Source organism: Allobosea sp. 2KB_26, from assembly GCF_052115715.1.
Classification (GTDB): Bacteria; Pseudomonadota; Alphaproteobacteria; order Rhizobiales; family Beijerinckiaceae; genus Allobosea.
This window is the reverse complement of sequence record NZ_JBFRHE010000008.1, coordinates 150,437-171,224: the sequence shown is the minus strand read 5'-3', so window position 1 is coordinate 171,224 and position 20,788 is coordinate 150,437. Positions and strand designations below refer to the sequence as shown.

Here is a 20,788-nt window from a genome sequence, read left to right as displayed (position 1 = left end):
CTCTGAGCGGCCTCATGCAGGGCTTTGGAAAAATCAGGCGGCGGCGCGGCTGGCCGGGATGCGTTCGACGGTTCCACGCACCTCCGTGCCGCGCCGGAGCAGGTTCAGGATCGGGCAGAAGCGCTCGACTGCGGCGTTGAGTGCGTCCAGATCGGTCGCATCGGTGGTCAGCCGCACCGTGTAGGAGAGGTCGTGCGGATAGACCGGCGTCGTCTCGAAACCCGGCGTGCCGGCCCGCGGATCGAGCTGACCCTGCACCTCGACCGAGACGTCCCGCAGATCGATCTGCTGGTCGGCCGCCTGGATCAGGTAAGTGTGCGTCAGGCAGCTGGACAGCGCGCCGAGCAGGAGTTCCGGCGAGCTCGGGCCGAGATCATAGCCGGCGAAATCCGGCGGGCTGTCGCTGACGACCTGGAAGTCGCGGATCCGGATGCGCCGGATGCCGCTGCGCCCTTCGGCCGTGGCCTGGGCTTGCAGGCGCTGCGGTCGGGCCTCCGGCGTGCGGGCATGAGCCTTGCGGCGCAGCAGGGCGTCGCGCTTCTGGACGAGATATTCGGTGAGATCGGACATGGTTGGCGGCTCGCGGATGGGAAAGGGCTGGGGAGAGGGGCTTGCCTCGATTTCGCGCGTTCGCCCGGCCGCTGCACCGCTGGAAGCCGGCGCATCGGAGACATCACGAAATCCGGGGGAGGTCGTCCGGGCAGCGGCAAGACCGCGTCCCGCTTCAAGGGCGCCGATGCATCGGGAGGTCGCTGTCGCGGTTCTGTCCGCGGTAGCGACGAGCACCAGCCAAAAATTCCGAAATCATAGCCTTCGATGGCAAGGGGGCTGCCGGCCGATCGTTGTCAGTTCAAGCGGGAAGGGCATTCGCGTCTCCAAAGCAAGAGAGGAGCCCACGAGCGATCGTGGTGCTTTTAGCGTTGTTGACGCGGCGCAAGCTGCTCCAGCAAATCCCGCGGTGAAGACGTTAGGGTTACTCTTCACGTTCAAGATTATTGCTCAGATGATTATTTGTATCAATGAAACAAACTGTGCGTTTTGATTGCGGAAAGGCGATGATTTGTTTCTGTTCGGGGTTGTGGTGACGAAAATCAGGTTTCTCAAATCCCGCCGCCCCGAATCCTAGTAGGCTGCAGCGGCGACCGGGAGCGAGGGCGGGCTCGCCGTTTCCGTCTGCGCGACGGTGGGGCCGAGCTTGGGCGGGCTGAGATAGCGTTCGCCGCTATCGGCAACGATGGCGACGATCGTCTTGCCCGCGTTTTCGGGGCGCCGGCCGAGTGTGGCGGCGGCAAACAACACCGCTCCCGACGACGTGCCCGCCAGGATGCCTTCCTCCTGTGCCAGCGCCCGGGCGAATTCGCGGGCCTGCGCCGTGTCGGTCACGATGACCTCGTCGACGACGGCAGCGTCAAAATTCTCGGGCAGGTAAGCGGTTTCGACATCGGTCACCTTGTGGACGCCCTCGATGCTGTCGGGGTAGGGCGTCTCCGCCGAGGGGATCGAGGCCGCGCCGGGCTCGACGACCACGACCTTCACGCCTGGCTTCTGCGCCTTCAGGAAGCGGCCGGTACCGGAGATCGTGCCGCCGGTACCGACCGCGGCCACGAAGATGTCGACCTCGCCCTTGGTCTCGCGCCAGATCTCCGGCCCGGTCGTCTCAAAGTGAACGCGGGGGTTTGCCGGGTTTCCCCGCTGATTGGTGTAGTACGCATCGGGATTCTCGCGGCGGACGCGGTCGATGATCGCGTGGATGGCGCCGGTTTCCAGGAAGACGCTGTTGTCGATCAGGACGGTTTCGGCGCCGTATTGGTGAAGCAGCCTGATCTTATCCTCACTGATCGTGTTGCGGAGGTAGAATTTCGAGCGGTAGCCGCGGGCCGCTGCCAAGGCGGCGAGGCCGATGCCGGTATTGCCGCTGGTGAGATCGACGATGAGCTGTCCGGGCTTCAGCGCCCCCTTCTCCTCTGCCTCGCGAATGATGCCCCAGGCCGTGCGGTCCTTGATGCTGCCGGCCGGGTTCAGATACTCGATCTTCGCGAAGACGCGGGAGGCGATCTCCAGCCTTTCGGCAAGGCGGCGCAGCTCCAGCAGCGGCGTGTTGCCGACCAGCGCTGCAAAGTGGTCGTTCTGCGTTCCCATGATGCTCTCACTCCCAGGAGAGGTGGCGCACGCCACCGAAGACCGGCGCGATGGCCGGTCGCCTATGTTCGGCAGCCGCTTGCCCCTGATTGGCAGGCGCTGCGGGGTGCAGCGTCATGCTGCCGGCGAGACTGCGTCTTTGCCGCTCAAGCCGCCGCCACCTGCGCCGTCGCCGCGCGATGGGCCGCCAGCCGGGCCGCTATCTTCGCTTCCTGCTCGGCCTTGACGATGGCCACGCGGGCCGTCGCTTCGTCGAGCGATGCGGCCGGCGGATAGATCGCGGTGCTGCCGGCGGTGCCGGCCTTCGCTCCGATATGTTTTTCAAAGGGCAGGGAGCGATAGAGCGTCGGGTCCACTGTCGTGTCGAAGAGCGGCCGATAGCCGAGCGACAGATACAGGCCCGTCGCTTCCGGCTGCCGGAACCCGGTGGTGAGATAGGCACGGGTGTAGCCGAGCGCGGCCGCCGCCTCTTCGAGTGCCAGCACGATCTGCCGTGCCAGTCCCTGCCGACGCAGATCGTCCCGCGTCCAGATGCGCTTGAGCTCGGCTGTCTCGTCGTCATGGCTCATGAAGGCGCCGCCCGCGATGGTCTCGTCGCCGCGCCGCAGGAGCAGGAAATCTCCCAAAGGCGGGGAGAAGGCCTCGGCCGGGTAGCGCAGGATCTCGGTGCGCGCGCCGCCTGGCCTGCTATTGGCCCCGTATCGGCCGTCGTACTCGGCAACAAGCCCTTCGATCAAAACCTCCGCTTTCCCGTCAAAGGGAGACGATCGCACGATCAAGTCAGTCATGGCACGGTTCCGGAATTTGGCGTTGAGCGGAAATAAGCGCCCATGGCATTCGTATCTGAACCGTTTGTGCAATCAATACTGTCAGAACAATAAGTATATTTGGCTATATTAGGGGTTATTTGGAAATCTATAGTTCCCCAATGAGCGGGCGAGACGGAAGGAATTTATCCGCCTCGCTGGTCAGCGCCCCGGCGCCGGCCGCTCAGTTCGTGAATGCGGCGAGCCGGGGGATGTCGAGGCCAAAGCGCTCGCGCAGGCTGGTTTCCTCGTAATGTCGGCGGAACAGCCCTCGCTCCTGCAGGACCGGGATCACCAGATCGACGAAATCGTCGAGCCCGTCGGGCATCGAGGCCGGGATCAGGTTGAAACCGTCGGCAGCGCCCTGCTCGAACCATGATTGCAGGTCGTCGGCGATCGTCTGGGGCGAGCCCATGATGATGCGATGGCCATGGGAGGCGATCGCGAGCGCAGCGAGTTCGCGCAGCGTGTAGTTCTCGGCGCGCGCCTTGTTCAGCAGCAAGCGCACCCGGCTCTCGCCATGGATGCGTTCGCCCGGCTCCGGCACCGGCCCATCCAGCGGATGGCTGGACAGGTCATAGCCCCAGCGCCCCGACAGCTGGCGGATGCCTGCGGCGATGTCGGTATGCTCCTGCATCGCCGCGAATTTCTCGCGTGCCTCGGCATCGGTCCGCCCGACGATCGGCATGATTCCAGGCAGGATCGGCAGGCCCGGCGCCTTGCGTCCGGCGGCTTTCGCCGCCTCGCTCAGCGCCTCCCTGTAGACGTGGGAGTCGGCAATCGTGTCCTGCGCAGTGAAGGCGAGATCCGCCTCGGCGGCCGCGAGCCCGATGCCGTCGCGCGAGGAGCCGGCTTGCACGATGACCGGATGGCCCTGCGGCGGCCGCGAGATGTTGAGCGGGCCGCGCACCGAAAAATGCGCGCCCTTATGCTCCAGCAGGCGCACCCGCTGCGTATCGAGGAACGCGCCGGATTGCCTGTCCATGACGAGGGCATCATTGGCCCAGCTGTCCCACAGGCCGCGGACGACCTGCACGAACTCCCCTGCGCGCTCATACCGGGCGGCGTGATCGGGCAGGGCGGTGAGGTTGAAATTCTCGGCGGCCCGGTCCGATTGGGTCGTGACGACGTTCCAGCCGGCGCGGCCATGGCTGATATGGTCGAGCGATGCGAGTTGCCGGGCTACGTTGTAGGGCTCGGCGAAGCTGGTCGAGATCGTGCCGACGAGACCGATCTTCGAGGTCGCGACGGCGAGCGCCGAGAGAAGGGTCAGGGGCTCGAGGCCTCCGGCCTTGCCCTGCGCGCCGGGCTCCGGGCCAGCCAGGTTGTCGGCGACGAAGAACATGTCGAACAGCCCGTCCTCGGCCTTGCGGGCGATCCGGATCGCCCAGCCGATATCCTCGGGGTGGCCTTGCGCGGTGTCTTGCCGCCAGGCCGCCGGATGCCGGCCGATCGGCTGGTGGAACAGGCCGAGATGGAGCCGGCGGGGCTTGCGTGCGTTTGGGTCGGCGATCGTCATGGACTTCTCAAGCAAAGGGAATGGAGAGGGGCGGCGCTCAATCGAGGCGCGGGTCGAGATGGTCGCGCAGCCAGTCGCCGAGCAGGATGACGCCGAGCACGGTCAGCGTGATCGCGATGCCGGGGAAGGTCGCAACCCACCAGCTGGTCGCCAGGTACTGGCGTCCCTCGCTCAGCATTTGGCCCCAGGAGATCTCGGGTGGCTGGATACCGAAGCCGAGGAAGCTGAGGGAGGATTCCGCCAGGATGACGGTGCCGACATTCATGGTCGAGACGACCACGAAGGAGGATAGGATATTGGGCAGGACGTGCCGCAGGATCAGCCTGAGCGGGCGCGCGCCGATCGACCGCGCGGCTGCGATATAGTCCATTTCCTTCACGCTCAGGACGTCGGCCCTGACGATCCGGGCACAGCCGACCCAGTTGGTCGCGGCGATGACGACGACGAGCGGCACGAGTCCGGTTCCCGCGACGAGGGCGACGACAAGCATGAACAGCATCGTCGGGATCGCCAGCATCGCGTCGATCACGCGCATGATCAGCGCATCGACTCTGCCGCCCGCCATGCCGGCGAGCAGGCCGAGCGACAGGCCGATCAGGCTGGAGAGGGCGACGGCGGCGACGCCGACCGTCAACGAGGTGCGCGCGCCGAAGATGATGCGGCTGAGCAGATCGCGCCCCTGGCTGTCAGTCCCCAGCAGATGGCGTGGATTGCCGCCCTCGAGCCAGGCCGGCGGGAGCAGCTTCAGCGAGAGGTTGCGCCGCAGCGGATCGAGCGGCGCCAGTTGGTCGGCCATCAGCGCCGTCACGGCAATGACCGCGACGATGGCAAGACCGGCGAGGCCCGCCTTGTTCGACAATAGCGAGCGCAGCAGGCGTGGCAGGCGCGGGATACGGGGGAGCGGGAGGGATATCTGCATGGTTTTCACGTGAGGGCGATCAATGCCGCAGGCGGGGATCGATCAGCCGGTAGAGGGCGTCCGTCGTCAGGTTGATCGTCAGAGCCATGGTGGTGATGACGAACACCGCGATCTGGATGACCGCCATGTCCTTGGTGTAGACCGCCTGCACGACGAGCTGGCCGAGACCCGGCCAGGAGAACACCGTCTCCGTGACCAGAGCCCCGCCAAGCAGCGCGATGGCATGGAGCGAGGTCATGGTCAGGGCCGGGATCAGCGCATTGCGCAGGCCGTGGCGGAGGATGACGAGGATCTCCGGCACACCCTTGGCCCGGGCGGTCCGGATATAGTCCTGGCCCATGACCTCCAGCAGGCTGGACCGGATCAGTTTGGTCAGCTCGGCGGCAAAGCCGGTGCCCAGTGTCAGCGCCGGCAGGATCAGATGCGCGAAGCTGCCGCTGCCGGAGACCGGAACCAGCCGGAGCCACACGCCGAAGACGAGGATCAGCATGATGCCGACCCAGAAATTGGGCATCGCCTTGCCGAGGATCGTCACGGCGGAGATCGCGAAATCCGGCATGCTGTTGCGCTTGAGCGCAGCAAAGATGCCGGTCGGCAAGGCGATGAGGATCGCGACGACAAGGCCGCCCGCCGTCAGCGTCAGGGTTGCAGGGATGCGTTCGAGCACGACCGGCAGGGCATCCGTGCCGTAGCGATAGGAAACGCCGAAATCCCCGGTCAGGATATTGCCCATGTAGCGGAGATATTGGACATACCAGGGCCGATCGAGCCCCCATGCCGCGACCAGCACAAGGCGGTCTTCCTCGCTCGCATCCTCCGGGATCAGCAGCGCCGAAGGATCGCCCGTCAGATAGACCAGCACGAAGACGATCAGCGAGACGATGTAGAGCACCGGCACGAATTGCAGCAGCGCCTTGAGGGGAGAGCGTCCGCTCATGGGCGCGAGACGTCCTCGGCCGCGATCATTTCGTCGAAGCGCCCGGTATAGATGATGCGATCGCTCACGCCGTAGATCGATTGCGGGAAGAGCAGGCCGATGCGGACGCGCTGTTCGGCGACGATCTGCTGGCCCTGCTGCGAGATCGCGATGCGATCGGCCTCGCTCTTTGCCTGGCGAACCGAGGCGGCGAGCTTCTCGAAGCTCTCGTCCGACCAGTCGTAGTGACGCTTGAAATTATCGACGAAGAGGGTCGAGGCATCGGTGTAGGAGCCCATGCCCCAGAGATAGAGCTCGCCAAAGCCGTCGCCGACGACCTTGTTGTTGTAGACGGTCCAGTCGAGCACCTCGACCTGCGCCCGAAAGCCGGCATCCTCGAGATAACCGGCGACCGCCTCGACGATCTCGCGATCCTTCACATAGCGGCCGCTCGGCGTGCTGATCTTGATGGCGGGACGCTTGCGGTCGCTGTAACCCGCCTCGCGCAGCAGCGCCTTCGCGCGCTCCGGATCGAAGCGGATGTCGCGGCTCAGCTCGGGGGCAAAGCCCGGGATCGCCGGCGGGAAGAAGCCTCGCGTCGCCCCGCCATGCCCTTCGAGTACCTGCTGCACGATGGCATTGCGGTCGATGGCGAGGTCGATCGCCTCGCGGACACGCGGATCGCCCGTGACGCGGTCCTTGCCGGTGCGGACATGCAAGGCGAGGTTGCGCGCGATGTCGAAGGTGATGGCGCGCGTGCCCTTGTTGTCGTTCAGGCGCGCGATGTCCTCCGGCGGGACGTTCACGGCGATGTCGACGCCGCCCGTCAGGAGCTCGGCCACCCGCGTCGTGGTTTCGGGGATCGAGCGGATGACGACGCCATCCCATTTCGGCGTGCCGCCCCACCAGCGCGGGTTCTTCGCCAGGACGACGCGGTCGGATTTGACCCATTGCCTGAAGACATAGGGCCCGGTGCCGACCGGCTGCTTGAAGAACTCGTCCTTGCCTGCCTTCTCGAACGCTGCCTTGGGCAGGATGCCGGCACCGTTGCCGACGAAGGCGTGCAGCAGCAGCGTATCGGGCCCGTCGGTTTCGATCCGCAGGGTCGTGTCGTCGGGGGCTTCGACCGCCTTGATCCGGCGGAACTTGCCGGAGCTGATCAGCTTCTTGTCCTGCTGCGACCGCTCGATCGTGAACTTGACGTCCTGCGCGGTGAATTTGTCGCCATTGTGCCAGTAGACGTCGTCGCGCAGCTTCAGCGTCCAATGGATATTGTCGTCGCTGCTCCAGGAGAGGGCGAGGCGCGGGGTGAAGCGCAATTGCCCCTGGCTGAAATCCTTGTTGACCAGGTAATCGTAGATGTTCACCAGCGCCGACTCGGTGCTGTTATTGCCGTGATTGGCCGGATCGAGCGAAAGTATGTCGTTTCCTTGCGCGATGGTCAGCGTCTCGGCCGCCGCTATCTTTTGAGGGCCTGCAAAGATCAGCGCTGCCGACATGGCCAGGACCGGCCAGCGGATCAAAGCGAACAGACTCATGGAAACGACGCCTTTGCCTTCGAGATTATCGGGATTGGCGCCAAATTAGCCTGCGCTATCTGGAAAAGGTCTTCAAATGCACGGCGATATCGACAGAGATCCTCTCCGATCATGAGGACGGGCAGAAGTTTTGTTGTCGGCGCGGCCTACGGGAGGGCGGCAGACTCGCGCGGGATCATGCCTGCGCTCTCCAACCGCCGATCGCAGCGGTTCCCCCGGCTGCTCTCAGCGCTTCCGTGCCACGAGGAAGGGCCGGGCATCCCGGCCGCGCGAGGCGTGGCGCTCGCGCCCGATCATCTCGAACCCCGCGGCCGCGATCTCGCGCTCGAGATCCTCCGTGCTGAGGAAGCTGACATAAGGCGCCTTGCCGATGCGCTGCATCAGCGGCACGGCCAGGCGCAGGAGCGGGTTCATCTCCTTGAGGCATGGCGTCTTGGAGATGAAGATCCCACCAGGCTTCAGCAGCCGATGGAGGCCGGCCAGGGTCTCCTCCCGCGCCGCGATCAGATGCAGGACATTGAACCCCAGCGCGACGTCGAATGTCGCGTCGGGCTCCGAAATCGCACCGGGTGTCGCGACCTCGAACGCGACATTGCCGCAATCAGCCGCTTGCGCCTTGCCCCGGGCGATCCCGATCATCTCGCCGGAGATGTCGGTCGCCACGATGCGCCCGACATGCGGGGCGAGTCGCAGCGCCGTGGTGCCGGTGCCGCAGCCGAATTCGAGCACCGTATCGCTGCCCTTTAGGTAATGCTGCGTGCGCTCCAGCGTGCGCTCATAGCCGGCCATGTCGGCGATCGGGCCTGCGGCGTATTTCCGCGCGGCCCGGTCCCAAAAGCGCGTGTCTTTCGCGATCTGTGTCATGGCCGCCTCCCGTCGCTGCGCCTTAGCACAGGCGCAAGCATGGAACATTGCAGCGCTCATCGTCGCGGAAACCGCGCAGGCGAGGGCGCGCAACTGCGGCTCCGTCGGAACGCCATGCCTGGAAATGCAGGCCTCGCAGTCAACGCCAGCCGCAGGAGACTGAGTAGCCGGGTCTTGGCGCATAGCTGCTCTCGATTAGATATAGTCTAAATAAATCAAAGACTAAGCCGCTTGCAGGCTGCGCGGCTCCGTGGAAGAAGCGCCGGTGCTGGTTGTCCGATGCGCCGGGGTGAGTGAGACCATGACGGAAAATCCGTTCCACGAGGCGACGCTGGTCGCGCGCCGCTACCTGACGCCTGGCATGATCAGGCTGACTTTTTCCGGCGAAGGCCTGGCGCGCTTTCGCTCGACCGGGATCCCGGATGAATATATCCGGCTGTTCTTCCCCGATCCCGGCACGGGCGAGCTCGTCCTGCCGACGATCGATGCCGAGGGCCGCTGGGTCTTCCCCGAGGAACGGCAGCGCCTCCGCTATTCCACTTACACGGTCCGGAGCTTCGATAGTGCTCGCTGCGAACTCGAGATCGACCTCGTGGTACACGATGGCGGCAAGGCCAGCGACTGGGCGCGCGATGCAGAGCTTGGCGAGCGGATCGTGATCAACAATCCGCGCGGGCTCTATGCCCGGCCGGACGCCCTGGACCGGCAGATCCTGATCGCGGACGCCACCGGCCTGCCGGCCGTCGCCCGGATTCTCGAACAGACGCCGGAGCATGTCGCCAGCCGGGTCTTCATCGAGGTCGCGGACGAAACCCACCGGCAGCCCCTGCCGGATCATACCGGGCTCAAGACGACCTGGTTCCATCTCCCCGATGGCAACCCGGATCGCAGCCGCCTCATCGACCTCCTGCCCGCCGAGCAATTCGATGACGGACGGACCTATCTCTGGGCCGCGGCCGAGAAGTCCGTCGTCAGGACATTGCGCGCGCAATCTGAAGAGCTGAAGCAATCAGGCGCGGAGCGCCAGAAGATCGTGGCCTATTGGGCGCGCTGAGCATCGCCTGGAGAAGTGGATCGCGGTTGTCGAGAAAGCCGATGATCCAGTGTTGAAGCGGGCCTTGCGGTGCTGGGACGATGGAGCGCTCGCGATGATCTCGTGAGCGGCGGGCCCGCGCCAGCCCCGGTGATGGTTGGGTCTATTGGGAGGTGACGCCGGCCGGATGGCGCGCTCGACCGGCCAATCTCTTTGCCGCGATGAGTCCGCTCACGAGGAACCTCCAGCTCTCCCGGCGGTTCTCCGGCGAGAAGCAAGAGGAGGTCGTCATGCGTGATGGACGCGGAAACAAGCTGTCGCCGGAAGAACAACAGAAAGTGAAGTCGATCCAGGGGGCGCCGGACAAGGAGTCCTTGAACAAGGTCTCGATCAATCCAGCGGTTAGGGATACGGGGTCGGCCGACAAACCGGATCCGAAACCGGGCGAGAAGACTGCTATCGGCGGCGCTGAATAGAGGCACGCCTTCTTCCGTGTCCCGCGCCACTCCGATGCGACGCGCGAGGAAGCCGCAATCCTACGGCCGCGACCGTAGCATTGCGGCATGACTGCCGCAGCGGCCTGGGAGTAGAGATGCGGCATACCAAGTGCCGGGTTCTCGTCGCGCCAAGAGCGCGTCGCGGCGATCTCGATCAGGCATGCGCAACGGGAGTAGCCGCCGTGAAAAGACAGATCATTCGTGTCGAACCGCTGGCGAGCTATCTTGAAAGGTACAAGGCGCCGACATCGACGGTCACCAGGCACGGCGATACGATCTACGTATCCGGCGCGCCGCCATTCGATCCGGAGACAGGCGAGATCTATACGGGCGGGATCGAGCGCCAGACGGAGCTTGTCCTGGAGCAGATGAAGCTCTGCGTCGAGACGGCTGGCTCCTCCCTCGACGACGTCCTGAAGGTCAATGTCTACGTCACCTCGGTCGAGATGTTCCCGGCGGTCAACGAGGTCTATCGCCGCTTCTTCCCCGGGGATCCGCCAGCCCGGATCTTCATCAACGTCCCGGCCTGGAATGGCGGCTTCGACATCGAGATGGATTGCATCGCCGCCGTGTGATGCGAGGAGCGCGGTCCGAGGAGAAGCCGATGTTCTCTGTGATCTTCGAAGTGCATCCGGCGCCGGAGCAATGGGATGCCTATCTCGGTGTGGCCAGGTCGCTGCGGCCCGAACTCGAGGCGGTGGATGGTTTCGTCGACAATATCCGCTATCGCAGCATGACCCGCGAGGGCTGGCTGCTCTCGCTCTCGGGCTGGCGTGACGAGAAGGCGGTGGTGCGCTGGCGCACGACGATGCGCCACCACTTCGCTCAGGAGAAGGGCCGGTCCGGCATCTTCCTCGACTATCACCTGCGTGTCGGCGAGATCACGCGGGACACGCAGATCCCGGAAGGCCAGACGCTTCAGCAGCAGCGTCTCGACGAGACGCAAGCGGGCGAGGGGACGACGGTCACGCTGGTGACCGGGCCAAGGCCTGCAGAGTTGGGAGAGCACGCGGATGCGGCCGAGTGCGCGGCGTCTCTCGGCCTGCTCCCGGAAACGGATGGCCTGCTGTCATGGGATGTGTTCGACGCGGTGCTGACGCCCGGCGACCTTATCCTGCTGCTGTCCTGGCGCGACGAGACGGCGGCGAAGGGCTTTCAGGACAAGGCATCGCTCGCCGCACAGAGGTTGCGCCATGTGCGTGTCGTACGCGACTATGGCATGTTCGACCGGCGCGAGGCCCCGCAATATTACCCCGATGTGCCGCCGCGGCAGCGTGCCGGATAAGACAACGGGGCAGAGACGAGGCATCGCCTTTCCAGGCCCGGTCGGCATCCTCGGTCATGCCGCAGAGGCATAGTGACCGCGTGTCGAGAATCTGCATATTCGGCAATTCGGCGTGTAAAACTGGATTCCGAGGATACTCTGGTGAGTGCGATTGTCTGCGAGGGGCTGACGCGGAAGCGACCTGTCCGAAAGCCCGGTCTTTCCGCGGGCATTGGCCTCGCCTCCTGCCTGCTCGGTACCTCTGTCGCCTGCGCTCAATCGGTGACTGGAACGGGCAATGTTTCGCCAGCCATTCCAGGGGGCAGTACGAACTGGACAGTCGGGGCACCGCTTAGCGTTGGCAACTCCGGCACCGGAAGCCTCACGATCGCGGGCGGCGGCACGGTGACGAGCACCGGCACCAGCATCATCGGGACCGGCTCGGCGGCGAGCGGCACGGTCACGGTGACCGGCACGAACTCCCGCTGGAGCAATGATGCAGAGATTGTCGTGGGATTTCAGGGCAGCGGCACGCTCACCGTGGCGGCGGGTGGCGTGGCGACGGCAACTACGGGTTACATCGGATACTCGACCTTCACGGGCGGCGCCGCAACGGTAACAGGTGCAAATTCTCGCTTGGAGCTCAGCGGCGAGCTTTTGCTTGGATTTCAGAGCGGCGGCACGTTGACCATCGATGCTGGCGGCACCGTGACGAGTACAATCACGCGGATTGGCTCCACGTTGAGCGGCGACGGCACGCTCAATCTGAACGGCGCTGTCGGCGGGCGCGGCATGCTGGAAACAGGCCAGATCCTGAAGGGTAACGGCACGGGGCGGATGAGTTTCAATGGCGGCGGGCTCCGCGCCACGTCGAGCCAGCCGACCTTCGTGTCGGGCTTCAATCCCGGCGACCTTCAGATTCAGGTTGGCGGGGCCTTCATCGACAGCAATGGCCACGATATCGGCATCTCCGCCGGTTTCTCCGGGAGTGGCGGCCTGACCAAGCAGGGCGTGGCTACGCTGACGCTGACCGGGGCGAATAGCTATACCGGTGGAACGACGATCGATGCCGGCGTCCTGCAGGTCGGAGCCGGCAGCAACAGCGGATCCATTCTCGGCGACGTCGACAACAATGGACAGCTGGCCTTCAACCGCAGCAATGCAGTGACCTTCGGCGGCACGATCTCGGGCTCAGGCTCGGTTGCGCAGCGAGGCACCAGCACCCTGACCTTGACTGGCACCAACACCTATACCGGTGGCACCACGATCGCGGCGGGCGCCCTTTCGATCTCGGCTGACGCCAATCTGGGCGGCAGCGCTGGCAATCTGCAGCTCGATGGCGGCGCCTTGCGTGTCACCGGCACGGCGCTGACGCAGCTCGGACGCACCATCGCCTTCGGCAGCAATGGCGGCGGCTTCGACATCGTCGACGCCGGCAATATCTTCACCGTGACGGAGTCCTTTTCGGGGACCGGGGCGCTGTCCAAGGCCGGTGCTGGCACGTTGCTCCTGACCGGCACCCACAGTTATTCCGGCGGAACGACGATCAGCGGCGGCGTTCTGCAGATCGGCGATGGCGGCGCGAGCGGGTCGATCGCAGGCGACGTCGTCAACAACGCGCTACTGGTCTTCAACCGCAGCGGCGCGATGACGTTCGGCGACACGATCTCGGGCACCGGCTCGGTTATCAAACGGGGAGCCGGCGCCCTGACCTTGACCGACACAAATACCTATACGGGCGCGACCTCGGTCATCTCAGGCACGCTCATCGTCAACGGCTCGATCGCGAGCTCGTCCGTGGTGACGGTCGCAGCCGGCGCCACGCTCGGCGGCTCAGGCACGGTGCCGACGACGGTGATCAATGGCGGCACGTTGTCGCCCGGCAATTCGCCGGGGACGCTGACGGTCAATGGCAACCTGACGCTGAACCCCGGCTCGACCTATGTCGCGGAAGTCCAGGGCGCAGTAGCGGATCGGGTCGCCGTCACCGGCACGGCCTCGCTCGCCGGCACTCTGCGGATCGTGCCGCTCGGCGGCGCCTACACGTTCAACAGCCCCTATACGCTGCTCTCGGCGGCGGGCGGGCTTGGAGGCTCCAGCTTCAGCCCGGTCGACATGACCGGCAGCTTTGGCGACGGCGTCACCACGGGCGTGAACTACACCGCCAACGAGGTCCGGCTGACCCTGGCGCCGAAACCGCTGGCCCCGATCGTGAACCCGACACCGCAGCTCGGGGTCACGGCTCCGGCCAACGCCTATGCCATCGCCTCGGCGATCGACGGCGCCGTGGCCAATGGCGGCGATCCCTCGTCGCTGTTCGGGATCTACAACCTGCCTTCGGCTGCGATCCCGGCCGCCGTGAACAGCTTGTCGGGCGAAATCCATACAGCCGCGCCGGCACTGGCCGAGGTCGCGTCCGACCAGTTCCTGCGGGCGATGCTCGACCCCTGGGCGGCCGGCCGGCTCGGTGACATCGGCGGCTCCGGCCCCGGAGCGGCAAGTTTCTCCGGCCTGGTGCGCAAGGGCGCGGATCAGCCCGCCGCGCAAGCGCGGCTCGATGCTCCCGCCTATTCGGTCTGGGGCTCGGGTTTTGGCTCCTATGGCCGCACCGACGGCAATGCGGCGGTGGGCTCAGGCCGCCGCAAGATCGACGATGCCCATCTCGCGACGGGGGTCGATCTGCGGCTGAGGCCCGGCACCGTTGCCGGCTTCGCGGTCTCCGTCGGCAGCGCGCGGGCCTCGCTGCCCGGCCTGCTCGGGAAGATCGATGCCGATGTCTTCCAGGCCGGTCTCTATGGCGTCAGTCAGCTCGGCCCGGTCAGGCTCGGCGCGGCCGCCAGCTATGCCCGGCTCGACAATGAGGTCAGCCGCGGCATCCCGGCGCTCGGCAGCAGCCTGTCCTCGTCTTACGACACCACGGCCTGGAGCGGTCGCCTGCAGGCGAGCGCCACTCTGCTGAACTGGAACGGCCTCAGCCTCTCGCCGCTGGCCGCGCTTCAGGCGACGCGGGCGCAGAGTCCGGGCGTGCTGGAGACGAACTGGGCCGGCGCCAATGCCGGCGCGCTGGCACTGGCCAAGCGCAACGACGTCACGAGCCGCAGCGAGCTCGGCCTGCAGCTCGATGCCGACACTCTTGTGAGCGGGGTTCCCGTCACCGGCTATGTCCGGGCGGCCTGGGCCCATTATTACCAGCGCGATGCCGATCTGACGGCGAGCCTGGCCGGCCTGCCCGGAGCCGCCTTCACGGCGACGGGCGCTGAGGCCGACCGCAACAGCGCGCTCGTCGCCGCCGGCCTCAGCGCCAGGCTCAGCGAGCGCATCACGCTCGGCCTCAATCTCGACGGCGAGATCGCCGCGGGCAGCAACCGCCTCGGCGGTTCCGCACAGCTCAAGGTCAGCTTTTAAGGGTGGTTGGGGGGGGCGGGCCCAGCCGGGAGATTTCAGCTCCGGGCCATTGGTGTGTTGGCGCCCGCCATCAGAGCAGCCCCTTCAGGCGGCAGAGGCCAAGGGCTGCGATGCTCATTGCGTCCTTGATCCGGCCATCCCCTACCATGGCGATGACGGCTTCAAGGGCAAAGGACTGGCTGATCAGCCCTTGCTCCTCCGGATCGAGCCTGGTTTCCGTCGCCTGCAGATCGCGCGCGATGAAGATATGGCAGCCTTGCGTGGAGTAGCCGTAACACTCGAAGAGATGCCCGACATAGTGCATCTCCCTGGCCAGGAGGCCGGTCTCCTCCGCGAGTTCGCCGCGCGCCAGATCGAGAGGATCAGCCGTGGCGACGCCCTCCCAGGAGCCTTGCGGGAACTCCCAGAATCGGCCCTTCACCGGGTATCGGTACTGTTCGACAAGGCAGAGCGAACCGTCGGCATTGACCGGGATGACCAGTGCGAAGTCGCTCTTCTCGACGACGCCATAGAGGCCCGTGGAGCCGTCGCTGCGTTGGATCTTGTCTTCCCTGACGGTCATCCACCTGTTCTGGTAGACGACACGGGTCGATAGCGCCGTGATCTCGCAAACCGGGCTCTCCATTTCGATTTCCTGCGACATGCCCGCCACTGCCTCATCCCCACGCGCCGTGCGCCGCGGCGCCATCTCCCTATATCCATGCCGCGACGGCCAGTCGCGACATTGGCGGCGAAGGCCGCCCATCTCGCCGTCTTCGTTGCGGATGCCTGGGTCTCCGCCGGCTCACATGGCGTTACGCGTGTACCGCGCCGTTCGGCACGGGTGGCAGCGGCGTCTGAACCAGCGGCAGCAGGCGCGAATCCTCGACCGCGGCCGTGCGGTGTCCGAGGCCGGCGAGATAGGCCTCACCCCCGGCAAAGGCCATGAAGGCCTGCACGGAGCTCTGTTTCACCAGGAGCGCGCGGTCCCAGCGCTCGTTTGCCGGGCCGATCAGGAAAGGGCCGCCCTCGCCAAGGAACAGCAGCGCTCCACCGCTCCCGGCCAGATAGGGCAGGGTATGGGCGATATAGCGCTCATAGGCCTCAATGCCGCTGATCGGCTGCGCCGGCGCCAATTCGGGGGCGGCGGCATAGTCGGCGACCGCGCGCAGGCGCAGCAGGTTGAGCATGACGACCTCGCCAGGAATGGCACGCAGGAACAGGGCGCGCCCCGCCTCCTGGCTGGGTTCAAGATAGGGTTGCATCGGCCGCATCTTCCTCTTGCGGCCTGGCGGTTCCGCTCATCATCAGGCTTTCCGCGTAGGAGCGGATATCCGGCGGCCAGGTGCGGTTCTGCTCGGCAAAGCGCGCGTGATCGCCTGCGAACAAGGCACGAGTCGCCTCCTCGAAACCCGGAAGGTCGCCGGCCATCGCCGCGATGAAAGTGTAGGTCGCCGTCTGCGCGGCGCGGGCCCGGCTGCGGCCGCCATCGCCGCGTCGCGCCTCCTCCACCAGCCTGCGCAAGGCCTGCGACGCACCTCCCGGCTGCATCGCCAGCCAGTCCCAGTGCCGGGGGAGCAATGTCACCTCCCGGGCGACGACGCCGAGTTTCGGCCGGCCGCGGCCCCGCTCCGGCGTCCCGTCGCTCGCCTCGGGCCGGAGGACCGCTGGCGTCGCGCGATCCGCCGCCTCGGCACGCTCAGTCAGGCGCGCCACGATCTCCGCGGTCTCGCCGCGCAGATTGAGGTCGACCACGGCGCCGGTCGCATCGTCGAAGGTGAGACAGGCCGAAGCGGGATCGGCTTCCATCGCCGCCTTCACGGCCGGCGCGACATCGATCAGCGGGCCAGCGGCGATGCGGCTCGTTCCCTGGAAGGCGGTGCAGGGCTTGGACAGAAAATCACTCATGACGGGCTCTCTGATAATGAATGTATATTACCCGGGTAAATATCTTGATGCAAATATCATCCGGGTATAAATGACGCCAATGGCCGGGCGATAGCCGGATGGCTGGTGCAACGGGAAGGTGGATCGTGAAATCCGAGGATAGGAAAGCGGCCGTCGCGGCCTACAAGCTGCGCAAGGCGGTTCCCGGCATCTATGTCGTCGCCTGCGCGACGACCGGACAGCAATGGGCGGGAAGCGCGCCCGATCTCGGCACGATCTGGAACCGCCTGTCGTTCACGCTGCGCCAGGGCGCCAACACGCATCGCTCCCTCCAGAGCGCGTGGCGCGACCATGGTGCCGAGAGCTTCAGCTTCGAGGTCGTCGAGCGGGTGGATCTCGAGACATTGCCCTATGTCCTCGACCGCTTTCTGAGGGATCGACTGGCGCATTGGTGCAAGACCCTGCAGGTCGAGCCGATCTGACGACGATCCGGCGGTGGCGCGTGGACCATCTGTTCGGCGCGATCATTCGGATGCGGGGCGGTAGCAGCGACCGCGCCAGAGGACTTGGGAGAGCGGCGGTGGCTCCTGCGAAGCGGCGCTCCCGACCCGATGAGGGGCATCCCGGCATCGCCTGATCCACGCTACTGCTCGGCCGCTGGCGCGGGTATGATCGCACGCCTGGATTTCGCGACGGTGGCCAAAAATGGATCTGCGGACCTTCAAGGCTTCGATTGCGCAACCACAGCCGCCTGCCGGCCTGGGCTCGGCTCTGCAGGCGCTATGGTGGGATGCAAAGGGCGATTGGCACAAGGCGCATGAGCGCGCGCAGGAGCACGAGGACAGGGCGGGCATGCAGGTGCATGCCTATCTCCATCGCAAGGAGGGCGATCAATCGAACGCGGAGTATTGGTATCGACGCTGCGGCGCCATAGCGTCACGCCTGACGCTCGATGAGGAATGGGAGGAACTGGCGCAGGGGCTCCTCGATCAAGGCTGAGCCCTGTTCCAGGCGAGGTTTCGGCGTGGTTCTCGTGCGCAGGAGGCGACGCGCGCTCAACCGCTCGGCTTGAGCGGGAACGACGGCGAAGGGCCGGGCGGATGGCGAGCCAGGCTGTATAGGCCCGGAAGCAGGAGCGATGGGGGCAGGGAAGGCGCATGGCCAACGAATCCATCAGACGCCGGCTTGCTGCCATCCTGGCCGCTGACGTGGTCGGTTACAGCCGGCTCATGGAGCGGGACGAAAGCAACACCCACATGCTGCTGATGGCGCGTTGGAAAGAGGTGCTGGAGCCGCTCGTCGCGCACCATCAGGGCCGCGTTTTCAAGCGCACCGGCGACGGCGCCTTTGTCGAATTCGGCAGCGCCGTCAATGCCGTCGAGTGTGCCGCGGCGCTGCAGCAGGCGATGGCGGCCGCCAATAACGGCATGTCGGGCGACCGGGCCATCGTCCTGCGCGTCGGCGTCAATCTCGGCGACATCATGGTCGAGGACAGCGACCTCTACGGCGATGGGGTCAATGTGGCTGCCCGTCTCCAGACGCTCGCCAGCCCCGGCGGCGTCGCGATCTCGGACAGCGTCCACGACCATGTCCATGGCCGCGTCAGTATCGATTTCGCCGATAGCGGCCGGCACGATGTCAAGAACATCGCGCGCCCGGTGCATGTCTGGAGCTGGGCGCCGCACGGTGTCGGCGATGCGCTCAGGCCACTCATGGAGGCCGAGCCGCGGCTTCCGGCCAAGCCCTCGATCGCCGTCCTGCCGTTCGACAACATGTCCGGCGACCCGGAGCAGGGCTATTTCGCCGACGGCATCACCGAGGACATCATCACCGATCTGTCCAAGGTCTCCGGTCTCTTCGTCATCGCCCGCAATTCCTCCTTCGCTTACAAGGGCAAGGCGCCGGATATCCGCCAGGTCAGCCGGGAGCTTGGCGTCCGCTACATCCTTGAAGGCAGCGTGCGCCGGGCGACAGACCGGATCCGCATCAACGCCCAGATGATCGACGGTACGACCGGCGGGCATCTCTGGGCCGAGCGCTACGATCGCGACCTCGAGGATATCTTTGCCGTCCAGGACGAGGTGACCCGCACGATCGTCAACGCGCTCCGGGTGAAACTGACAGCCGGCGAGGAGGAGCGGCGCGAGAGCCGCGGCAAGGTCGATCCGGACGCCTACGACCTGCTCGTCCGCTCCCGCAGATCCATCCTGGAGTTCAACGCCGTATCGGCCACGGAGGCGCGCAGCATGCTGGAACGTGCCATCGCGATCGATCCGGGGCTGGCGGCGGCCCATGCCACGCTCTCGATCATCGCCTTGACCGAGTTCGTCAACCTCTGGAACGGCGCGACGCAGGACAATCTCGCGCGGGCGTTCGCGCTGGCACGGAAGGCCATCGACACGGACGAGACCGAGCCGCAAGGCCATCACGCGCTCGCGCTTGCCCTGGCCTTCATGCGGCGTCTGGAGGAGGCGGAGCGCGCTGCCGAGCGGGGGATCGAACTCGACCCCAATTCGGCCAACGCCCATACCGGGCTCGGCGGTATCAGGGATTTCCAGGGCCGGCACGAAGACGCGCTCGCGCTCTTTGCCCGGGCCTACCGGCTCGACCCGCAATTCGACCTGGCGCTGCATTTCCTGGGAAGGGTTCTGTTGAATCTCGGACGCTTCGACGAGGCCGAGATCGCCTTCAAGCGCCGGCTGACGCTGGCGCCGCGATCCGACATGTCGCGCTTCTATCTCGCCTGCCTCTATGGGCGCATCGGGCGTCACGACGAGGCCCGGCGCTATTGGCGCGAGGTGTTTGAGATCAATCCGGGCTTTTCCGTCGATCACCTCAGGCGGGCCTTGCCCTACCGGGATCCTGATCTGCTCGAGCGGCTGGTGAACGGACTGCGCGAGGCCGGAATCTCCCCTGTGACGCCACCGGGATAGGCGCGGACCGGGCCATGACCGAGGCCCGTCCCTTGCGGGAGCGGGCCTTGGTTGGGCCTAGCGCATGTCCCGACCCTGGGCTGGGTCAGTCGATGATCTGGATGATACGGCGGGTGCGCGGCTCGATCACGACGGCGCGCTCGTTCACCACGGTATAGCGATAACCCGGCGCGCCGTATTCGGCGGGGACCTCGCGATAGACGATGCCCTCATCCGGCAGGATCGTTCCGACCGCGACCGGGCGGCCATAGCTATAGGAAGGCAGGCGCTGCTCGATCACATAGGTCCGGAAGCGCGGCGAGTCGTCGATCATGGTGCCGCCGGCCGGATCGCGTTTCAGCGGAACTTCGACCGTGCCGATGCCGAGCGCCGGATCGCGGGTCGTGCCGCCGGCAGGGTCGGGAATGACCGGCCCGCTGTTCTGGGCGAAAACGGTGGCGGGCAGCACGGCGAGCGCCGCGGCGAATGCAAATGTCTTCATCATCTGTTGGTCTCCCTGACAGTGGGGGCTTCCTGAACCAACGAGGCTGCGGCGCTGAGGTTCCGGGAATACTGCGAGGCCTGACCCAGGACGAGCATGCAGCCGGAGGCTCGCGCAGGAGGCATCGCGATGGGTTGCGCCCGACCGCAGGGCGTTGACGATGTCTTGAACGGGCCCGTCTTTCGAACGCGAGCGGTGTGTGGCACTCATGCGCCCATGAAGCTCCGGCGCCTCGCGCATTGTCTGGTTCTGACGCTGTTCGTCACGGCGACCATGCTGGCGGCCGTCGTCAGCCCGGCGAAGGCGGGCTATGCGCGTATGGATGCCGAGGCCATGATGCCGATGGCCGCCGATATGCCGTGCTGCCCTCCCGAGCAGGAGAGATCGCAGGACTGCACGAAGGGCTGTTTGGCGCTCAGCTTCTGCCTGACGAAATGCTTTGCCGCAGAGCCGGCCTCCTCGCTCACCGCATTGTCCCTCCCGATCGTCCGCGTGGTTGGGCTCGTCGGTGATGATGCTGCGCGCGATACACGACCTTTTGGTCCACCGGCGCGACCACCCCGAACCTGAGGCATAGCCGGCGCGGCAGCGCCGGACCCGATCGCGCA

General features: G+C 66.0%; 21 protein-coding genes. 9 read left to right on the top strand and 12 right to left on the bottom strand.

Annotation, left to right across the window (positions count from 1 at the left end; translation table 11 throughout):
- Nucleotides 1-33: 33 nt before the first annotated feature.
- The 8 genes from AB4099_RS21505 to AB4099_RS21470 form a co-directional block, all read right to left on the bottom strand.
- Complete coding sequence (locus AB4099_RS21505) at nt 34-570, bottom strand: OsmC family protein (protein ID WP_441479563.1); 537 nt, start codon at nt 568-570, stop codon at nt 34-36.
- A 552-nt stretch (nt 571-1,122) separates the two neighbouring features.
- The gene (locus AB4099_RS21500) at nt 1,123-2,139 is read right to left on the bottom strand and encodes a PLP-dependent cysteine synthase family protein (RefSeq protein WP_441479562.1); all 1,017 of its coding nucleotides are present in this window, start codon (nt 2,137-2,139) and stop codon (nt 1,123-1,125) included.
- A gap of 146 nt (nt 2,140-2,285) precedes the next feature.
- On the bottom strand, nt 2,286-2,927 hold the full coding sequence (locus AB4099_RS21495; RefSeq protein ID WP_441479561.1) for a GNAT family N-acetyltransferase: 642 nt from the start codon (nt 2,925-2,927) through the stop codon (nt 2,286-2,288).
- 202 nt (nt 2,928-3,129) lie between these two features.
- On the bottom strand, nt 3,130-4,464 hold the full coding sequence (locus AB4099_RS21490; protein WP_441479560.1) for an LLM class flavin-dependent oxidoreductase: 1,335 nt from the start codon (nt 4,462-4,464) through the stop codon (nt 3,130-3,132).
- A gap of 37 nt (nt 4,465-4,501) precedes the next feature.
- Nucleotides 4,502-5,383, bottom strand: a complete 882-nt coding sequence (locus AB4099_RS21485; protein WP_441479559.1) for an ABC transporter permease — start codon at nt 5,381-5,383, stop codon at nt 4,502-4,504.
- Nucleotides 5,384-5,402: 19 nt separating this feature from the next.
- Nucleotides 5,403-6,320 carry an ABC transporter permease gene (locus tag AB4099_RS21480; protein WP_441479558.1) on the bottom strand — a complete coding sequence of 306 codons (918 nt, stop codon included), beginning with the start codon at nt 6,318-6,320 and terminating at the stop codon, nt 5,403-5,405.
- Complete coding sequence (locus tag AB4099_RS21475; RefSeq protein WP_113511424.1) at nt 6,317-7,837, bottom strand: ABC transporter substrate-binding protein; 1,521 nt, start codon at nt 7,835-7,837, stop codon at nt 6,317-6,319. Before AB4099_RS21475 ends, AB4099_RS21480 begins: the two co-directional genes overlap by 4 nt.
- A gap of 225 nt (nt 7,838-8,062) precedes the next feature.
- Nucleotides 8,063-8,701, bottom strand: a complete 639-nt coding sequence (locus tag AB4099_RS21470) for a class I SAM-dependent methyltransferase (RefSeq protein ID WP_441479557.1) — start codon at nt 8,699-8,701, stop codon at nt 8,063-8,065.
- A gap of 301 nt (nt 8,702-9,002) precedes the next feature.
- Between AB4099_RS21470 and AB4099_RS21465 the strand changes: the two genes are divergently transcribed.
- The 5 genes from AB4099_RS21465 (at nt 9,003) to AB4099_RS21445 (ending at nt 14,900) form a co-directional block, all read left to right on the top strand.
- Nucleotides 9,003-9,755, top strand: a complete 753-nt coding sequence (locus AB4099_RS21465) for a siderophore-interacting protein (RefSeq protein ID WP_162767948.1) — start codon at nt 9,003-9,005, stop codon at nt 9,753-9,755.
- 269 nt (nt 9,756-10,024) lie between these two features.
- Entirely contained in the window at nt 10,025-10,210 is a 186-nt protein-coding gene (locus AB4099_RS21460; protein WP_441479556.1) for a hypothetical protein, read from the top strand.
- A gap of 203 nt (nt 10,211-10,413) precedes the next feature.
- Nucleotides 10,414-10,806 (top strand): RidA family protein, encoded by a 393-nt coding sequence (locus AB4099_RS21455; RefSeq protein WP_441479555.1) that lies wholly within the window; start codon nt 10,414-10,416, stop codon nt 10,804-10,806.
- 29 nt (nt 10,807-10,835) lie between these two features.
- Nucleotides 10,836-11,516, top strand: coding sequence for an antibiotic biosynthesis monooxygenase family protein (locus tag AB4099_RS21450; protein ID WP_113511435.1), 681 nt, complete (start codon nt 10,836-10,838; stop codon nt 11,514-11,516).
- A 141-nt stretch (nt 11,517-11,657) separates the two neighbouring features.
- A complete protein-coding gene (locus tag AB4099_RS21445) occupies nt 11,658-14,900 on the top strand; it encodes an autotransporter outer membrane beta-barrel domain-containing protein (RefSeq protein ID WP_441479554.1) in 3,243 nt (1,080 codons plus the stop codon).
- A gap of 70 nt (nt 14,901-14,970) precedes the next feature.
- On the opposite strand, the gene AB4099_RS21440 is transcribed toward AB4099_RS21445, so the two are convergent.
- The 3 genes from AB4099_RS21440 to AB4099_RS21430 form a co-directional block, all read right to left on the bottom strand.
- Nucleotides 14,971-15,588 (bottom strand): NUDIX domain-containing protein, encoded by a 618-nt coding sequence (locus AB4099_RS21440; RefSeq protein WP_441479553.1) that lies wholly within the window; start codon nt 15,586-15,588, stop codon nt 14,971-14,973.
- 106 nt (nt 15,589-15,694) lie between these two features.
- The gene (locus AB4099_RS21435) at nt 15,695-16,144 is read right to left on the bottom strand and encodes a DUF1330 domain-containing protein (protein ID WP_441479552.1); all 450 of its coding nucleotides are present in this window, start codon (nt 16,142-16,144) and stop codon (nt 15,695-15,697) included.
- Nucleotides 16,128-16,787: a DUF2239 family protein gene (locus AB4099_RS21430; RefSeq protein WP_441479551.1), complete on the bottom strand. Its 660-nt coding sequence runs from the start codon at nt 16,785-16,787 to the stop codon at nt 16,128-16,130. The genes AB4099_RS21435 and AB4099_RS21430 overlap by 17 nt, the downstream gene beginning before the upstream one ends.
- A gap of 98 nt (nt 16,788-16,885) precedes the next feature.
- Between AB4099_RS21430 and AB4099_RS21425 the strand changes: the two genes are divergently transcribed.
- The 3 genes from AB4099_RS21425 to AB4099_RS21415 all read left to right on the top strand — a co-directional run bounded on the left by AB4099_RS21425 (nt 16,886) and on the right by AB4099_RS21415 (nt 19,699).
- On the top strand, nt 16,886-17,248 hold the full coding sequence (locus AB4099_RS21425) for a GIY-YIG nuclease family protein (protein ID WP_441479550.1): 363 nt from the start codon (nt 16,886-16,888) through the stop codon (nt 17,246-17,248).
- Between the two features lie 223 nt (nt 17,249-17,471).
- A complete protein-coding gene (locus tag AB4099_RS21420) occupies nt 17,472-17,765 on the top strand; it encodes a hypothetical protein (RefSeq protein ID WP_441479549.1) in 294 nt (97 codons plus the stop codon).
- Nucleotides 17,766-17,923: 158 nt separating this feature from the next.
- Entirely contained in the window at nt 17,924-19,699 is a 1,776-nt protein-coding gene (locus AB4099_RS21415) for an adenylate/guanylate cyclase domain-containing protein (RefSeq protein ID WP_441479548.1), read from the top strand.
- Between the two features lie 85 nt (nt 19,700-19,784).
- Here AB4099_RS21415 and AB4099_RS21410 read toward each other — a convergent pair whose 3' ends face one another.
- A complete protein-coding gene (locus AB4099_RS21410; RefSeq protein ID WP_162767950.1) occupies nt 19,785-20,183 on the bottom strand; it encodes a DUF1236 domain-containing protein in 399 nt (132 codons plus the stop codon).
- A gap of 213 nt (nt 20,184-20,396) precedes the next feature.
- On the opposite strand from AB4099_RS21410, the gene AB4099_RS21405 reads away from it, so the two are divergent.
- Nucleotides 20,397-20,750 (top strand): hypothetical protein, encoded by a 354-nt coding sequence (locus AB4099_RS21405; RefSeq protein WP_441479547.1) that lies wholly within the window; start codon nt 20,397-20,399, stop codon nt 20,748-20,750.
- The last annotated feature ends 38 nt before the right edge of the window (nt 20,751-20,788 follow it).

Excerpts from the sequence above, each read along its gene's own strand:
- AB4099_RS21410 (WP_162767950.1), bottom strand. The coding sequence starts at position 20,183 with ATGATGAAGACATTTGCATTCGCCGCGGCGCTCGCCGTGCTGCCCGCC.
- AB4099_RS21490 (WP_441479560.1), bottom strand. The coding sequence starts at position 4,464 with ATGACGATCGCCGACCCAAACGCACGCAAGCCCCGCCGGCTCCATCTC.
- AB4099_RS21475 (WP_113511424.1), bottom strand. The coding sequence starts at position 7,837 with ATGAGTCTGTTCGCTTTGATCCGCTGGCCGGTCCTGGCCATGTCGGCA.
- AB4099_RS21415 (WP_441479548.1), top strand. The coding sequence starts at position 17,924 with ATGGCCAACGAATCCATCAGACGCCGGCTTGCTGCCATCCTGGCCGCT.
- AB4099_RS21505 (WP_441479563.1), bottom strand. The coding sequence starts at position 570 with ATGTCCGATCTCACCGAATATCTCGTCCAGAAGCGCGACGCCCTGCTG.
- AB4099_RS21495 (WP_441479561.1), bottom strand. The coding sequence starts at position 2,927 with ATGACTGACTTGATCGTGCGATCGTCTCCCTTTGACGGGAAAGCGGAG.
- AB4099_RS21420 (WP_441479549.1), top strand. The coding sequence starts at position 17,472 with ATGGATCTGCGGACCTTCAAGGCTTCGATTGCGCAACCACAGCCGCCT.
- AB4099_RS21465 (WP_162767948.1), top strand. The coding sequence starts at position 9,003 with ATGACGGAAAATCCGTTCCACGAGGCGACGCTGGTCGCGCGCCGCTAC.
- AB4099_RS21485 (WP_441479559.1), bottom strand. The coding sequence starts at position 5,383 with ATGCAGATATCCCTCCCGCTCCCCCGTATCCCGCGCCTGCCACGCCTG.
- AB4099_RS21405 (WP_441479547.1), top strand. The coding sequence starts at position 20,397 with ATGAAGCTCCGGCGCCTCGCGCATTGTCTGGTTCTGACGCTGTTCGTC.
- AB4099_RS21460 (WP_441479556.1), top strand. The coding sequence starts at position 10,025 with ATGCGTGATGGACGCGGAAACAAGCTGTCGCCGGAAGAACAACAGAAA.
- AB4099_RS21470 (WP_441479557.1), bottom strand. The coding sequence starts at position 8,701 with ATGACACAGATCGCGAAAGACACGCGCTTTTGGGACCGGGCCGCGCGG.
- AB4099_RS21430 (WP_441479551.1), bottom strand. The coding sequence starts at position 16,787 with ATGAGTGATTTTCTGTCCAAGCCCTGCACCGCCTTCCAGGGAACGAGC.
- AB4099_RS21500 (WP_441479562.1), bottom strand. The coding sequence starts at position 2,139 with ATGGGAACGCAGAACGACCACTTTGCAGCGCTGGTCGGCAACACGCCG.
- AB4099_RS21480 (WP_441479558.1), bottom strand. The coding sequence starts at position 6,320 with ATGAGCGGACGCTCTCCCCTCAAGGCGCTGCTGCAATTCGTGCCGGTG.
- AB4099_RS21425 (WP_441479550.1), top strand. The coding sequence starts at position 16,886 with ATGGCTGGTGCAACGGGAAGGTGGATCGTGAAATCCGAGGATAGGAAA.
- AB4099_RS21450 (WP_113511435.1), top strand. The coding sequence starts at position 10,836 with ATGTTCTCTGTGATCTTCGAAGTGCATCCGGCGCCGGAGCAATGGGAT.
- AB4099_RS21440 (WP_441479553.1), bottom strand. The coding sequence starts at position 15,588 with ATGGCGCCGCGGCGCACGGCGCGTGGGGATGAGGCAGTGGCGGGCATG.
- AB4099_RS21435 (WP_441479552.1), bottom strand. The coding sequence starts at position 16,144 with ATGCAACCCTATCTTGAACCCAGCCAGGAGGCGGGGCGCGCCCTGTTC.